Annotated in this window: 16 protein-coding genes; 1 reads left to right on the forward strand and 15 read right to left on the reverse strand. The window is 51.3% G+C overall.

Annotated elements, in window-relative coordinates:
• Positions 1-64 precede the first annotated feature (64 nt).
• The 5 genes from ccsA to NST99_RS22760 form a co-directional block, all read right to left on the reverse strand.
• Complete coding sequence (ccsA, locus tag NST99_RS22740) at positions 65-1,327, reverse strand: cytochrome c biogenesis protein CcsA (protein WP_341094582.1); 1,263 nt, start codon at positions 1,325-1,327, stop codon at positions 65-67.
• Positions 1,324-3,012, reverse strand: a complete 1,689-nt coding sequence (resB, locus tag NST99_RS22745) for a cytochrome c biogenesis protein ResB (protein ID WP_341094583.1) — start codon at positions 3,010-3,012, stop codon at positions 1,324-1,326. The genes ccsA and resB overlap by 4 nt, the downstream gene beginning before the upstream one ends.
• Complete coding sequence (resA, locus tag NST99_RS22750) at positions 3,009-3,533, reverse strand: thiol-disulfide oxidoreductase ResA (protein WP_038594589.1); 525 nt, start codon at positions 3,531-3,533, stop codon at positions 3,009-3,011. Before resA ends, resB begins: the two co-directional genes overlap by 4 nt.
• Before the next feature lie 110 nt (positions 3,534-3,643).
• The gene (locus NST99_RS22755) at positions 3,644-4,402 is read right to left on the reverse strand and encodes a pseudouridine synthase (RefSeq protein ID WP_038594591.1); all 759 of its coding nucleotides are present in this window, start codon (positions 4,400-4,402) and stop codon (positions 3,644-3,646) included.
• Positions 4,403-4,422: 20 nt separating this feature from the next.
• Positions 4,423-4,767 (reverse strand): N-acetylmuramoyl-L-alanine amidase, encoded by a 345-nt coding sequence (locus NST99_RS22760; RefSeq protein WP_341094586.1) that lies wholly within the window; start codon positions 4,765-4,767, stop codon positions 4,423-4,425.
• 241 nt (positions 4,768-5,008) lie between these two features.
• Here NST99_RS22760 and NST99_RS22765 point away from each other — a divergent pair, with 241 nt between their 5' ends.
• Positions 5,009-6,370, forward strand: a complete 1,362-nt coding sequence (locus tag NST99_RS22765; protein ID WP_341094588.1) for an erythromycin esterase family protein — start codon at positions 5,009-5,011, stop codon at positions 6,368-6,370.
• A gap of 28 nt (positions 6,371-6,398) precedes the next feature.
• Here NST99_RS22765 and NST99_RS22770 read toward each other — a convergent pair whose 3' ends face one another.
• The 10 genes from NST99_RS22770 to NST99_RS22815 form a co-directional block, all read right to left on the reverse strand.
• Positions 6,399-6,932, reverse strand: coding sequence for a spore maturation protein (locus NST99_RS22770; protein WP_340897403.1), 534 nt, complete (start codon positions 6,930-6,932; stop codon positions 6,399-6,401).
• Between the two features lie 6 nt (positions 6,933-6,938).
• Complete coding sequence (locus NST99_RS22775; RefSeq protein WP_341094589.1) at positions 6,939-7,604, reverse strand: nucleoside recognition domain-containing protein; 666 nt, start codon at positions 7,602-7,604, stop codon at positions 6,939-6,941.
• Positions 7,605-7,659: 55 nt separating this feature from the next.
• The gene (locus NST99_RS22780; RefSeq protein ID WP_341094590.1) at positions 7,660-8,859 is read right to left on the reverse strand and encodes a D-alanyl-D-alanine carboxypeptidase family protein; all 1,200 of its coding nucleotides are present in this window, start codon (positions 8,857-8,859) and stop codon (positions 7,660-7,662) included.
• Positions 8,860-9,055: 196 nt separating this feature from the next.
• Complete coding sequence (ytfJ, locus tag NST99_RS22785) at positions 9,056-9,550, reverse strand: GerW family sporulation protein (protein WP_341094591.1); 495 nt, start codon at positions 9,548-9,550, stop codon at positions 9,056-9,058.
• A gap of 117 nt (positions 9,551-9,667) precedes the next feature.
• Complete coding sequence (locus NST99_RS22790; protein WP_341094593.1) at positions 9,668-10,354, reverse strand: DUF2953 domain-containing protein; 687 nt, start codon at positions 10,352-10,354, stop codon at positions 9,668-9,670.
• 161 nt (positions 10,355-10,515) lie between these two features.
• Positions 10,516-11,133 (reverse strand): SMC-Scp complex subunit ScpB, encoded by a 618-nt coding sequence (scpB, locus tag NST99_RS22795; RefSeq protein WP_076108985.1) that lies wholly within the window; start codon positions 11,131-11,133, stop codon positions 10,516-10,518.
• A complete protein-coding gene (locus NST99_RS22800; RefSeq protein WP_038594609.1) occupies positions 11,102-11,893 on the reverse strand; it encodes a segregation and condensation protein A in 792 nt (263 codons plus the stop codon). The genes scpB and NST99_RS22800 overlap by 32 nt, the downstream gene beginning before the upstream one ends.
• Positions 11,894-12,034: 141 nt before the next feature.
• Positions 12,035-12,502: a 6,7-dimethyl-8-ribityllumazine synthase gene (gene ribH / locus NST99_RS22805; RefSeq protein WP_054941407.1), complete on the reverse strand. Its 468-nt coding sequence runs from the start codon at positions 12,500-12,502 to the stop codon at positions 12,035-12,037.
• Between the two features lie 33 nt (positions 12,503-12,535).
• A complete protein-coding gene (locus NST99_RS22810) occupies positions 12,536-13,789 on the reverse strand; it encodes a bifunctional 3,4-dihydroxy-2-butanone-4-phosphate synthase/GTP cyclohydrolase II (RefSeq protein ID WP_341094597.1) in 1,254 nt (417 codons plus the stop codon).
• A 60-nt stretch (positions 13,790-13,849) separates the two neighbouring features.
• Positions 13,850-14,518, reverse strand: coding sequence for a riboflavin synthase (locus NST99_RS22815; RefSeq protein ID WP_341094598.1), 669 nt, complete (start codon positions 14,516-14,518; stop codon positions 13,850-13,852).
• Positions 14,519-14,551: the final 33 nt, after the last annotated feature.

Here is a 14,551-nt window from a genome sequence, read left to right on the forward strand (position 1 = left end):
CCCTTCATCAAATACAGTAGAACGTTATCTTAAAACCAAGTGCTGCGATAGTAAACAAAGTTGCTCAGTCCGTCCCCGCATAAGAATGAAGCCCGGCGATGACCAGATTAACGCCCACCAAGGTGAACATTACGACCAGAAAGCCGAGTACGGCAAGCCACGCGGATTTGCGCCCTTGCCATCCGCGGGCCAGCCGCAAATGGAGATAGGCGCTGTAGAACAGCCAGGTGACGAGAGCCCACACTTCTTTGGGATCCCAGCCCCAGAATCTGCCCCAGGCTACTTGAGCCCAGATCATGGCAAATATCAGTGCACCCAGTGTAAAGATCGGGAATCCAATGGCTATAGCCCTGTACGTAATTTCGTCGAGGTCATTCTCATCGATTCCGTCCAGTACCGGGTGTATGGCCTTGCCTAACGGCTTGCGGGCAATGAGGCGCAGGAGTCCATAGATAAGCGTGCCGGAGATCAGCGACCAGATAACCGTGTTGAATTTCCGTCCCGCATTGACACCATTCATCCATGAAGGCGCTTCGAAGAGAGGCTCCTTCATGCCGAGAAACGACTGGAATTGCTCAATTTCGCTATGATACGGCGCCACAATCGGCGGCATTTTATAGCTCACTCTTTCTATTGTACTATCTTCCTGCCCGGGGCTGTCAATCGTAACGTTAGAACGAACGAAAACAGTTTCGTATCCGGCGCCGCGAAAAGCAAAGACGCTCCCAAGAAACCCTATTATAACAATGATCGAAAAGAGAGTAAATTCGACCAGCCGCTGCTGCTTGCGGTCGCTCCGCTCCGCGCTGTCGAAATTCACTGTGCGCAGCAGATACATCAGACCGGCTGCGAAGCCGACTGCGAAGAAAGATTCGCCCAAGGCGGCCAGGGTAACATGAATGTTCAGGTAGATGGATTTCAAAGAAGGTATCAGCGGCTGAACCTCCTGCGGAAATACTGCCGCATAAGCCATAACGATGATGGAAATCGGTACCGCAAAGACGCCGAGAATGATCTTGCGGTAGATGGCGAAGATTACTGTGAAGGCAACCATCACCATCATGGATAAAAAGGTCATGAACTCATACATATTGCTGACCGGAATATGACCCGATCCCATCCAGCGGGTGATGAAATAAGCCATGTGGCAAATGAGGCCCAAAGAGGAAACTATAAACGCGATTCTGCCCCAGCGCGCGGTATGCTCTTCCGGTTTTCTGCCAGACCACCTGCGCCCCATAATAGCGATTGTGAACAACATAAACGCACCGCTGTATAAGAAAAATGCGATGATAAAGACATCACTGCTGAAATCGAGCAAGCTCATGCCATGCCTCCTCCGTTGTCCAATGATTTTTCATCGACTGTCATGTCTATCTTCTTCAGAATAGAAACGATCTCACGGCGGAAGCCGAACCAATTCTTGTTCGTATGGCCACCCAGTACAAGTTCTCCGTTCTCCAGCGTCAGCCAGATGCGTCTATGCTGCCAGTAGAAGCCGAGCACGAGCCCAAGCATTACGATCCCGGCACCAATCCAGACAAAGGGCATTGCACGGTCCACACGCACATTGAGGAAGGAGGTGGACTCTGCAAAATCAACATCGCTCATGCTCTTCACTTCAAGCTCCAGAAACCGGCTGCCGCCTCCCAGCTTATCGTTGATCGTCTGCTGCTGGAACTGATCCTTGTCAATCGCCTTCGGAAAATAGAAATATTGCTGCCCTTCCCCCGGCAGGTCCGGCCCCGTAATCAGAAAAAGGAATGCAGGCGCATTCGGATAAGGTGACTTGGATACCGGCTGCCCCTCCTCGTTCAGACCGAAATCCATATATTTCTCTTTCAGCTTCAGGGTGTAGGGACCGACCTGAAAGATGCGCTGAGAGTTCTTCATCTCCAGCTTGAACTTGCCGAATGCCTCACCCGTAGCTGAATTCACCAGCTCAGGCTGTACTGAGCGCAGTACAGGGGTCAGATCATAATCAAACTGATACGCTTTCAAACCTTTGTAGCTGAGCGGTGAATTCACACGAATATCATGGGAGATCACCTCCGCGAGCTGCGGCTCCTTCGAAGGATCGGCACAATCGGCGGTGCATTCATAAAGCTTGGCCTTTGTCTCATACAGCTTCGGCAGCACTTTCCTGCCGCGGAATTCCTCAGGCATCTCTGCTTCCGAGTAAAATTCCACTGTAAACTTCTCATTGAGTAAATAATAAGTGGTATCCGGAATCCTAGTCATTTCCCCTTGCGGAAAAGCGAGATGCTGATCCATATTCAGTCCCGGAAGTCCTCTCGCCAGTACGGCGAGCAAAAAAATAATCAGGCCGATATGTATGACATAGGGTCCCCAGCGGCTGAAACGGTGCTTCTCAGCCAGCAGAGCGCCCCCCTCTGTCCTTACACGGTAGCCTTTTTTCTTAAGCGGCTCTACAATTCCGGCCACCCAAGTCTCCGGATCTTCCTGTACACCAGTGACCAGAACAGCCTTTTGGCGGGTCAGAAACTGCCGGTGCTTGCGGATCTTCTGTCGGGTGAGCGCCTTGTACAGCGGAAGTACGCGGTCCAGGCTGCAGATCACCAGTGAAGCTCCGATCATTACCAGCAGGGTTACAAACCACCAGGATTCATAGGTGTGCGAAAGTCCAAGTCTATAATAGATATTCCCGGCTGTTCCGTACGTTTCTTTGTAATACGTTGAGGCATCAATGTTCAGAAAAGTACTCTCCTGCGGGAAAATCGTACCCAGCATGGAGCCCAGCAGCGTCAGCACAATCAGGTAAATCGCTATTTTGACAGAGGAAAAAAAGTTCCACACGCGGTCGATCACTCCGGGATTCACACGCTGTGAACGGCGGGCAACTCCATCGTAGCGCATTTCAAGATTCTCTCCCGAGGAACTTTCCTTCTCCTCCAGCGGTTTGCCGCAGGCTTCGCACAGAACGGTACCTACCGGATTCTGATGCCCGCATTCGCATTTGGTATTGCTGATCAGCGGCGTCCGATTCTTCATTCGTTCACCAGCTTTCCGATCTGGGACTCCAGTGAGTTCAGATCCAGCTGGCCTATATGAATGCTGTCCACTTTGCCCTTCTTATCAATAAAGAAGGTGGTGGGCAATGGGGATACGCCATAGCTGCGGACGGCATCCCGTCCGGTGTCCATGACAATCGGGAAATCAATTTCGACAAGCTTAACAAAATTCTCCACTGTCATCTGATCCTCGCCGACGTTAACCCCCACGACCACTACACCTTGATCTTTCCATTTCTCCCACTGCGCCTGCAGAGCAGGCATTTCCTTCACACAAGGGCCGCACCATGAGCCCCAAAAATTAAGCACAACCGATTTGCCCTTGTACTCTTCGAGCGTATGGGTCAAACCGTCTAGTCCCAACAGTTCAAAGGACGGCGCCCTTCCGCCCTCCCGGGGTTTTCCGTCTCCTCCGAATACGGAGGAACCGATTGCATAACCTCCAAGCAAAAGTATCAAAAACAGAATTACGATTTGAATCGGCTTTCTCGCTTTGCCCACACGCGAAGCCCCCTTCTGTGACGCAACTCATACTTTGTTTGTTAGGTGTGAACATCCTATGAACATTATACCGAATATTGTCACAGTTTTAGGAGGGGGAAATGTGAACTTTATGTGTCCTTGCGTGTCGTATTTGCTTTAAGCGCTCCAGCCTTGGCCATTTGCTGCAAATGATTGATTTCATCTTTGGTCAGGTGGCGGTAAGAGCCGCGTTTGAGATTTTGCAGCAAAATATCTCCGAAGGAAATTCGCTTCAGACGGATTACAGGATGGGAAATCGCTTCAAACATCCGCCGGACCTGACGGTTGCGCCCTTCATGAATCGTAATGCTGATTACAGTTTCTTTGTTGACTTCATCCACATCTTTGTATTCGACTTCCGCCGGAGCGGTCATACCGTCCTCCAGCTTAATGCCTGCCTTCAGCTTGTCCAGTGCAGTGCCATGCGGCACACCCTTGACCGTGGCCAAATACGTCTTCGGTACATGGTGCTTCGGATGCGTGAGCAAGTTGGCAAACTCACCGTCATTCGTCAGCAGCAGTAATCCTTCCGTATCATAGTCCAAGCGGCCTACAGGGTATACGCGCTCGTTAATGCCCTTCAGGTAATCCGTAACCACCTTGCGGCCCTTGGGATCAGATGCGCTTGTAATGACACCCTTGGGCTTGTTAAACATAATGTAAATCTTGTTCTCTCCCCGGATCAAACGCCCGGAAACTTTAATAATATCTTGTTCGGGGTCCACCTTCGTGCCAAGCGTAGTTACGAGTTCCCCGTTGACTTCCACTTTACCGGCCAAAATCATTTCTTCACACTTGCGTCTGGACGCAACACCTGCTTGCGCCAATATTTTCTGTAATCTTTCCATTTTCGACTACTCACCTCAGGTTAATGATAACCATCAGAGGCATAAATCACAAGTTCATTCCATGGAAAAAATGCTCCGGGACAAGAATTGCTGTGTGGTTCCACCAGCAAAGGGGAAATGTGGTAACGGGCAGCCAGCTCCAGAATCAATTTACCTGCCGTAAACAACTGCTCTTTGCGCCCCGCAAGTGGAGGGACATTGTCTTCCGCTCCGAAATCCCCTTCCAGACAAACGTGGATATAATCCGGATCTGTCAGCAGCGGGGCGGCATAAATCCCGCCGTCTGCCCCGACCCAAAAGTCAAAGCCCTTGCCGTTAATAGACGGACAGCGGGAATGATGCAGAATAAAACCTTTATATTCCATCCCATGTCGGCCTCCCTCCGTATTGCTGCAATAGCATATGAAGGGGAGGCGAGCAGGGTGAGGAATTGGTGCTAATTTTCGCGCCGCATAGAAACCGTCCCCTCATAGCGAACAGCACATGCGAACATAACATGATTTGCATGTAAGGAATTAGTCATGTAAATCGATTGTTACGAAGGCTTGGGCACCTTAGGCTTAAAGAGACTGCAATTACACTATATCTAGCAATGGAGGAATACGTATGTTGTTTAAAGGATCATGGAAAACTCGAACGCTCACAGTTGCATCTGTACTTGGGCTGCTGCTTGGAGGGTCCCTAGTGTCTGCCGCACAGCCGGCTCCGAATCCGCTGCCATACGCGCATGAGATTAAATCGCTGACAAGCGAGGATTACAGTGATCTTTCTTTCCTGAAGCCGCTGCTGAAGGACAAAACGGTCGTTAGCCTTGGCGAGAACTTTCACCGGGTAGGAGAATACGCCAGCATGAAGACGAGGCTGGTAAAATATTTGCATGAGGAATTGGGATTTGAGGTCATCGCTTTTGAATCAGGTCTGGCTGAAGCTTCCGTCGTCAACGATGTTGCTGATGAATTAACCGCCGCAGAGATGATGGACAATTCAATATTTGACGTCTGGAAATCCGCAGAAACCCTGGAGCTGTTCAACTACATCAAACAATCGCGCCAGACGGACAAGCCTTTACAGCTGGCCGGATATGATATGCAGTATACCTCCCCATTGTTTGCAGTAGCTACGCGCAGTTTCATTTCTAAGGTGAATAAGGACTATGGCAAAGCCTTTATGGACTTTGATAATGAAGCCATTAAAACCTATTATGGGCTGATCGAACAATACGCTCTGGAGAACAAGAGCAATCCAATTTACCAGCAGCAAATAGCAAAAGTCATTCAAAAGTATGTTCCTAAATATAAAGAATTCATCAGGTACATCCAGGAACGCCGGCAACAGTTCGACGCTATTTATCCCAGTGCCCCCCACACAGCAGATACAATTCTGAAAGGACTGGAAGACAGGGTGCATTTTTTAACGCAAGGGCAGGTAGCCAATGTGCGGGAAGTTTACGAGGCACGGGACAGAATAATGGCTGAGCATGTGGAATGGCTGATGAAGGTCAGATACCCCGGAAAAAAGATCATACTGTGGGCCCACAACGACCATTTGGCTAAAAACACTTCGGACATGCGCATCTTCGAGCAAGGAAAATGGCAGAATAGCTTTACCAGCATGGGCGAGCTGCTGCATCAGAAGCTGAAGGATAAGATGTATGTGGTCGGCTTTTATATGAATAAGGGCAAAGCAGCAAACCTTACAACATTGAAGGAATTCTCTATCGGGCCGATGCCAAAGGGAACCTTAGAAGGAAGAATCATGCAAAGCGGATACTCCAGTACCTTCGTTGACCTCAGCAAGCACAGCAAAGCAAACACAAGCAACAAATGGATATTTCAGCCTCAATATGCTGCTGAGGACGGGCTCACCAGGGTGGTCATTGCTCCGATGGTGATGAAATTCGTTCCGAAGGAGCAGTTCGACGGCCTGATTCTCATTGATAAAGTATCCCCGCCAACACGTGACTATTAAGCAGACTCCGGCGGCACCCGGTTGCCCGCTACCCAAACACCAGCAGGCATACGGCGATGGCAGCGATAAAACCAATGACGTCTGAGAACAAACCGACTTTAAGGGCATAGCGGCCGTTGCGGACACCCACAGCACCGAAGTAGACGGTCAGAACATACAGTGTCGTATCTGTACTGCCCTGGATCGTGGAAGCGATCATCCCGATCAAGGAGTCCGGGCCATGGACACGGATCAGGTCAGTGGTGTAAGCGAGGGAGCCTGTCCCTGTCAGCGGACGCAGCAGGCCGAGCGGCAGCACTTCCGGCGGCACACCCAAGCCTTTGAGGGCCGGGGCGATGAAACCCATGAAGAAATCCAGCGCACCGGAGGCGCGGAACACGCTGATGGCGACAAGCATGCCGACGAGATGCGGGATAATGGCAATCGCCGTGCCGAAGCCGTCTTTGGCCCCTTCCACAAAGGACTCATAGACTGGAATCTTGCGCGAATAGGCGTATAGCGGAATAAAGGTGATCAGGACCGGAATCGCCCAGGCCGAGATAAGGCTGATTAGCTGGAACACGGAAGCTCACCCTTTCATTGAAGAATGCGGAAGCGCTGTGCTTCCTCCGGCTGAATCGCCGGACTTTACCGCCGGCGGTTTCGGCGGCCTGCGCATAAGAGTAAGCCTGCGGAACAGCCTGTCGGCGGCGATGGCTGCAATCGTCGCGACTGCAGTCGCCGCCAGGGTTGTACCGACGATGCCGGCAGGATCGGCTGAGCCGTAGTTGAGCCGGATCGCTATCAGCGTAGCCGGGATCAGCGTAATACTTGCCGTATTTAGCGCCAGCAGGGTGCACATCGCCGGGGTGGCGGTCTCCTTGTCCGGATTCAGCGTTTGCAGCTCTTGCATCGCCTTGATGCCCATAGGCGTTGCGGCATTGCCAAGGCCGAGCAGATTGGCGCTCATATTGGAAAGGATATAGCCGATCGCAGGATGGCCTTTCGGAACATCGGGAAATAGAAAGGAGACTACGGGTCCGAGTACCTTGGCGATTTTACTGAGCAATCCGGCATCCTCGGCCACCCGCATAATTCCGAGCCAGAAAACCAGCACGCTGATTAGGCCGAAGCTTACCGTAACCCCGCTTTTGGCGCCGTCAAACACGGCTGCTGTAAACTCGTCCATCCGCCCGTTCACAGCGGCAAATACGAAGCCGATCAGGATCATTCCGAGCCAGATTCCATTAATCATGTGTATCCCTCCTCCCCCATCCCGGTTCTATCTACATGTTAGGAACGACATATGTTCAGCTGTCCCCCCGCTGAAAAAGTGCCCGGAGCGCGCTGCCAAGCGCCTGCAGCCAGTTTCCCGCCGGATAAGCAGGGGCTAGGGCCGCGCTGTACTTCTTGGTATAAGCCGACTGTTCCGGAGGGAGCTGCTCCGGCTCATAAACGGGTATCCGGCCGATTTCCCGGCCGCCCAGCTGCAGGACTAGCACGCCTTTTAAGCCAAAATCGCTGCTGCGCGCCTGCTTCGGCGCAGCTGCTTCCCGTTTCAGCTCAAGCTTGGTAAACAGCCTCGCCTCTTCTCCCTGTCCAAGCGGGTAGGCAAAGGCTTTGCTGGTCACGTAGCTGTATCCGCTGATCCCTTCACCGCGTTCGATTAATGTTTTGAGGGGATAATGATTGAAACCGAAATTCAGCAGGGATGCATGGTCATTCCAGTCGTTTCCGTCATTGATTGTGACCGCAACCAGCTGCTGTCCGTTTCTTGTGGCAGAGCTGACAAGGCAGCGCAGCGCTTTTTTGGTGTAGCCTGTCTTTACGCCGTCTGCCCCTTCATAGAGCCGCAGCATTTTATTTTTATTGCTCCATTTGTAGTCCCATTTCTCATAAGGATTGTCCGCCGTCTTCTCCTGCGTCTTCACGATTTCCTTGAATACAGGATTGTGGAGCGCATAGGCGGTCAACACCGCCAGATCATTGGCACTGGAATAATGGCCTTCGGCATCCAGGCCATGCGGATTGGCAAAATGACTGTGGGTTAAACCGAGCTCCTCCGCCTTCTGATTCATCAGATAGACAAAACCCTGCTCAGAACCGCCGACATGTTCGGCTATTGCTGTTGCTGCATCATTTCCCGAACGCAGCATCATCCCGTACAGCATATCCTCCAATTTCATTTCTTCCCCTTGCTTCAAAAACAGTGAAGATCCTTCCTTCGCAAAAGCGGTTTTGCTTACTTTGACCTTGGAGGTCAAATCCCCATTTTCTATTGCCACTATGGCGGTCATAATTTTGGTCAGACTGGCGATCAGCATAGGTTCATCTCCCCTGCTGCTGTACAGAAGCCTTCCGGATTCCACGTCAATCAGCGCCGCCGCCCTGGCATGAGTGGAAATAGAACTATTTTCGGCCCGGAGTACAGGCAGTGGAAGCAAGCCAACTAGCAGCAGGCACAATATCAGGATCAAAGAAGATTTAAAAGTTAATCTCTTCATGTTCATCCTCCGGCTTCTTTCTTCTCAGTTCTTAAGACAGGTTATGGCTCGGATCATACTTGTTGTACAAGTGTATGCAGCAAGGCTGACAGGTATGTCCTTCTCTTAAGTCCTCTCTATGTATGAGGAGCGGACACCGACTAGGTAAATTTCAAAAAAAAAGGGATACCGCCCGGTTAAGGCGATATCCCTGATTTCTCCGCTAGTGTGTCGATGAATTACTGGCTGCAGGATCTGTTTTAACTGCTGGCTTTGCAACAGGGACACCCACTACTTCCGCCCCGACAGGAGCACCATTTCCATTTTGGAACATATTCTGGATTTTGTCGATCAGCCCTGGAGTTGCATCAATGATTTTCTCGAACAGATGGGTTTGATTATCAAGCGGTACAATATGCACACCTTCCCTGCCCACTACGAGAAAAGCGATCGGGCGAATGGATACGCCACCCCCGCTACCGCCTCCGAATGGAAGCATTTTAACGTTGGATCCGCTGCCGTTCACACCGGGTGCATCATCCTCCACCCGGAAGTCGCTGCCCCCTGCGGCAAAACCAAATGCCACTTTGCTGATCGGCAGAATGACGCTGCCATCCGGTGTCTCCACAGGATCTCCGACAATTGTATTAACATCCACCATGCCTTTGATATTTTCCATCGCTGTCTGCATCAGACCTTGAATCGGATGGTCACTCATATTATTATCCTCCTTTAACTTCTAGGGAAATACTCTTTCTTCCACAGCGTATATCATTCCCATATCACTACATTTGTATGTAAGTCATTTCTTTCTTCCGGACAGTTGGAGCTTCCCTTAATGTTTGTGGCTCAATAGCTGTTTCCACCGGGCCAGTCCCCCCTCCACTTTGGTGATTCGGCGCAGCAGCAGAATTCCCGCGTAAAGGGTGTAGGCCAAGGACAGTTTCCCCGCACAAACTGCCTCTGTGGAGAAGCACAGCTCATCGCGGAACACCGGTGCCACAAACAGACGCGGAGCGTGCTGCAGCCGGACGAATTGCGAAACCCAGCCAATAAGACTCCATTTCATTCCCCATAGTGCCCCCGCTGCTGTTGCTGTATAGGCTGCATCGCCAAGCGAGAAATCTGTCGACCAGTCGAGCTTTGATATTTTGACATGGGCCATCAGCCCTTTCAGCCATGTATTCAGCCCCCGTGTTGCCCGCAGCGCTGCCTTAATATTATCGATCCAGCCTGACACTGCCTCCTTGTCAATTTGCTCCTCTTTATCGGAATCCTTCTTCACGGGTGCGATCCCGCTTTCTTCCAGCTTCACCCTCACTCCCCGCTCCACACCCTCATATACGAGTGCTGGCAGCTCATAATGTAACTTAATTAACCCAAATACAGCCTTAATATCAAATTCCACCCGGTCATCCTTGCCAAGTCTACACAATCGGAAGTGAAAATGAATGGAAGAAGACAGGACCAACACAATGACAACCAGCAGAAGAGCCAAAGGTATTACAAGCCATAACGTCACGGATTACCCTCCAAGCATCCTTATAATAGGAACCTTTGGTTTAGTATGGCATACTTGGCTGGAAAAAATTCGGATGGACGCAAAAAAACCGTTACTCTCCTAGGAGACAACGGCATTTCAACATAAATTTACAGCTCTCAGTTAATCCGTATGAGGATACTTTACTCCTCCATACCCTGCGGCTGCTCAACATCATCGAACGTCATTTGGCTATCCAGCTTGCTGAAAAGGAGCTGTGTCTCCTCTTCCAGCCCGTCGGAGTTATCGAAGTTAGACGGCTCCGGCAGCTCCTTCAGGCTGGCCAGTCCAAAGCTGTCAAGGAACGATTTCGTCGTTCCGTAAAGGATTGGACGGCCTACAGCCTCGGCACGCCCGACCTCATGAATGAGATCCTTATTGTTCAGCGTATGAATCGCCCGTTCAGACTTTACTCCGCGGATCTCCTCAATCTCCACCCGGGTAATCGGCTGGCGGTAGGCCACAATGGCCAACGTCTCCAGCGCCGCCTGGGATAAAGAAGATCTTGAAGGCGAATAGGCCAGCCGTTCAAAATATGCTGCATGCTCAGGCAGTGTAGCCAGCCGGTAATTCCCGGCGATCTGCACGACCTGCAGGCCGCGGCCCTGGTTGATGTAGTCGTCTTTCAGCTCCTCCAGTGCACTTGTCGCCAGATCCGGACGCTGCTCGGTGATCTCGGCAATTTGACGCGCCGACAACCCTTCGTCGCCAGACAGAAACAGCAATCCTTCAATAATCGATTTCAGCGTTTTGTAATCCACTGAATTCCTCTCCTCCTCTCCACTCCATCACAATATCCTCAAACAATTTCTCCTGATAACAGTAAATGGCCTTCATCTTCATCAGCTCCAGGATCGCCAGAAAGGTAGTCACGATCTCATGTCTGGCCATCTCATCATGCAGCAGCGCCGAGAAGCGCAACCTGCCGCCCACCCCTTTACGCTGCAGCGCCTCTGAGACATCACGAATCCGGTCCTTGACTGAAATTTCATCTCGGGTAATCCGCTGATAAGAGGATCTTCGAGCCGCCTTGCTCAGCGCCTTGCGGAATGCAGCGATGAGGTCAGACGTATGTAGCCCTTTCAGTGTGTTATCAATCTGCGTCGGCACGAAAGGACCCAGATCCTCCGGCTCCTTCGTAAAGATCAGACTGCGTTCGCTCTCCATATCCAGCAGCTGCACAGCAATGTTCTTGAATTTACGGTATTCAATCAGCCGCTGAACCAGTTCTGCACGCGGATCATAGCCATCATCCTCGTAATAGTCGAAATCCTCGATCTCAATAACCGGCGGCTTCGGCAGCAGCAGCTTGCTCTTGATGGACAACAGGGTTGCAGCCATAACGAGAAATTCGCTGGTGATATCCAGTTCAAGCTCCTGCATCGTTTGCAGGTAATCCATGTACTGTTCGGTGATCACGCTGACCGGAATGTCCTGGATGTCGATTTCCGCTTTGTCAATTAGATGCAAGAGCAGATCGAGCGGACCTTCGAACGTCTCCAGCTTGTACAATACAGTCACGCGGTTTCCTCCCGCCAAAAAAAAGTAAAGTGCAGCGCCGCTATAGGGACGCTACACAAGTAGAAAGGGTTTTTATAGTCCATGCTTTCTTCTTATACTTATAAATAAGCACGATTATAGCCAATTCGTCAAGAGGCTGTCTTACTTAAAGAGCTTGTTAAGGTTTGCCATTTCGATTGCTGACGTCGCAGCATCCCAGCCTTTGTTGCCTGCTTTGGTTCCGGAACGCTCGATGGCCTGCTCAATATTCTCGGTCGTGACAACACCGAAAATAGTAGGAACACCCGTCTTGAGATTAATGGCTGCCACCCCTTTAGCCACTTCATTGCAAACATAATCATAATGCGTAGTGGAACCGCGGATGACGGTGCCCAGCGCGATGACGGCATCATATTTGCCGCTTTCGGCCATCTTTTGGCAAATCAGCGGAATTTCGAAAACGCCCGGAACCCATGCCACATCCACCTCATCATCGGCAACACCGTGGCGTTTGAACGCATCCAGTGCGCCGGACAGCAGCTTGCTTGTAATGAATTCATTGAAACGTCCTACGACTACCCCGTATTTTAAACCCTCGGATACTAAATGTCCTTCAAAATAATTCGGCATTGTGCTCATCAACCCTTCAAGTTAGTTTTATGGTTAAATTTTGGAATCCTCATTTTGTTCAATATTGTCAAACGTCAGCAAATGTCCCAGCTTAGCCTGCTTCGTATGAAGATAATTCGTGTTGTCCTTGTTCTCCGGCATTTGAATCGGCACACGCTCCACAACCTCAAGGCCGTAGCCTTCCAGTCCCTTGATCTTACGCGGGTTGTTGGTCAGCAGTTTGATCTGGCGTACGCCAAGATCCTTAAGAATCTGTGCCCCGATACCGTAGTCTCGCAGGTCTGCCGGGAAGCCGAGCTTCAGGTTGGCATCCACTGTATCCAAGCCTTCCTCCTGCAGCTTGTAGGCACGCAGTTTATTAATGAGGCCGATGCCTCTGCCTTCCTGGCGCATGTAGAGCAGTACTCCTCTGCCAGCACCTTCGATCTGGCGCAGCGCTGCTTCAAATTGCGGCCCGCAGTCGCAGCGGTGCGAGTGGAACACGTCACCGGTCAGACATTCGGAATGCACACGGACCAGCACCGGCTCCTCGCCGGAAATGTCGCCTTTGACCAGCGCGACATGCTCTTTGTCATCCACTTCGTTCGTGTAGGCAATCGTCTGGAAAAGACCGAAATCCGTAGGCAGATTCACTGAAACTTCACGGGTGACTAAATGCTCCTTCTCGTTGCGGTAATGGATCAGGTCCTTGATGCTGATCAGCTTCAGATCATGTTTCTTGGCGATCTCGATCAGATCCGGCAGCCGGGCCATCTCTCCGTCTTCTTTGACCACTTCACAGATGACGCTTGCCGGATATGCGCCGCACATGCGGGCTAGGTCAACAGCAGCCTCAGTGTGGCCGGAACGGCGCAGTACGCCGCCTTTTTTGGCAATCAGCGGGAACATATGCCCCGGTCTGCGGAAATCGGACGGTTTGGCGTCGGGGTCCATAATCGCTTTGATGGTCATGGATCTTTCACCTGCGGAAATACCGGTTGTGGTATCTTTATGGTCGATGGACACGGTAAAAGCAGTGCCATGATTGTCAGTATTCTGGCTGACCATCGGCTGCAGATCCAGCTCCTCCGCACGTTCCGCCGTAATCGGCAGGCAGACCAGCCCCCGGCCTTCCTTAATCATGAAATTGATTACTTCCGGTGTAGCACGTTCGGCAAGAGCAATGAAGTCTCCTTCATTCTCGCGGTCCTCATCATCGACTACGATGATCACTTTGCCGCGCATCAAATCATAAATAGCGTCTTCAATCGGGTCCAGGACGCTGTCTTGCTTGGGTTCTTGGCTCATGTTTCTGTCCTCCTGATCACTTTACGTGCCCTCACAGGCTATCCGTAAGCCTAGTCTTATTTATACAAACCCGTTGGCCGCCAGGAAATCGCGGCTGATCCGGGAGCTGTTCTCATCTTCCTCATGTCCTGCGCCCGCACTGTAATGCAGGAGATGATCCACATACTTGCCAAGCACGTCACATTCAATGTTGATACTGTCGCCTGAGCGTTTGTGCGTAAGTACAGTTTCTCCAAGCGTGTGCGGAATAATCGACACGGTAAACGCTGCAGCCGTCGTATTTACGACCGTCAGGCTGATGCCGTCTATCGTGATGGAGCCTTTAGGAATAATGTATTTGAACAGCGCTTTGCGGTCCGGTGCAATTTCGAACACAACCGCATTCTGGTCACGCTTCACGCTCCGGATTTCACCGGTACCGTCGACATGCCCCTGAACGATATGCCCGCCGAAACGCCCTCCGGCGGCCATCGCCCGTTCCAGATTCATTTTGCCGCCGGTCCGCAGCTCCTTCAGGTTGCTGTTGCGGTAGGTCTGGGGCATCACATCGACGGTAAAATAATGGTCGCCTAAAGACGTTGCGGTCAGGCAGACCCCGTTGACGGATACACTGTCGCCAATCTTCAGGTCATCCATAATGAGGGAGGCACCGATATTCAGCACCATCATCTCGCCTCCGCTGGAGACACTGCGCAGCACACCGATCTCCTCAATTAAGCCGGTGAACATAGAACCCCTCCTACAAGTTTGGTTAGGATCACT

It is taken from the genome of Paenibacillus sp. FSL L8-0470, assembly GCF_038008625.1.
GTDB lineage: Bacteria > Bacillota > Bacilli > Paenibacillales > Paenibacillaceae > Paenibacillus_AQ.